Annotated in this window: 2 protein-coding genes; both read right to left on the reverse strand. The window is 54.9% G+C overall.

The window, feature by feature from the left end; all coding sequences use genetic code 11:
* Positions 1-206: AAA family ATPase (locus tag NET02_RS16245; protein WP_284058478.1), on the reverse strand; the 206-nt coding region annotated here is incomplete at its 3' end.
* Positions 199-894: integrase core domain-containing protein (locus tag NET02_RS16250; protein ID WP_284058479.1), on the reverse strand; the 696-nt coding region annotated here is incomplete at its 5' end. The genes NET02_RS16250 and NET02_RS16245, both read right to left, overlap by 8 nt.

Consider the following 894-nt stretch of genomic DNA (forward strand, 5'->3'; position numbering starts at 1 on the left):
GATGGATTCAATGACTCTTTCAGCGCCCGAAGGGCGAACGTCTTGCCCGCCCCCGGCTCTCCGATCAACAGCCCGATCCCCCGGGTTCGTTTCACGTACTCCAGCGCCCGCAACGCTTCCTGAAATGACGCCCCTTGATACGCCTCGGACGGGTCTGTTTCTTTCGCAAACGGCTCCCGCGAAAGGGAGTAAAACGATTTATACACCGTGTCCTCCCTCCTTCGCCGGAATCGCCGCAAACGGGGACCGATGGCGTTTTACATAGGCATTGTCCTCCAAACGCACCCGAATGGCTTCCGCCACCCGTTTGCCATCTTCGTACACATAGACGCCTCGTTCGTCATAGCGGAGCTCAATCGATTGCCCAATGAACCGAGGCGGCACTTCGTATAGCTGTTTATTCAGGGTGATCGTGCCATCGGCTTTCACCTTGCGGTGCTCCCGTTTCAGAAAAATCGCATCCAGCCAATCGCCATCTTCGATGAACGACACGAGATGCACTTGCGATTGAAACACCTCATGCGGCGTTTTTCCGTCCAGTGAGGCGTGCGGTTTTCGATGATACTCCTCTTCAAGCCACTTCCAAAAACGCTCGTTCAACTCGTCAAGCGATTTCGGCGGATTCAGCTCCAACAGTGGATAAAACCGTGTCTGTACGGTGCGGAAGAACCGTTCGATTTTTCCCTTGCTTTGCGGGTCATACGGCTGGGTGTGGATGAGTGTAATCCCCATCTCGGCGCACGCATACTGCAGCACCTCGGACCGATAAATTTTCCCGTTGTCCGAGTAAATGCGTTTCGGCTTCCCGCAACGAAGCACCGCTTCCTTCGTGACGATCCGCAGCCCGTCAAACTTCTCCGAAGGGAAAAATTGGGCATATGGCACTAACCGCGA

Origin of the sequence: Thermalbibacter longus, from assembly GCF_023806485.1 — a bacterium.
Lineage (GTDB): Bacteria > Chloroflexota > Chloroflexia > Thermomicrobiales > Thermomicrobiaceae > Thermalbibacter > Thermalbibacter longus.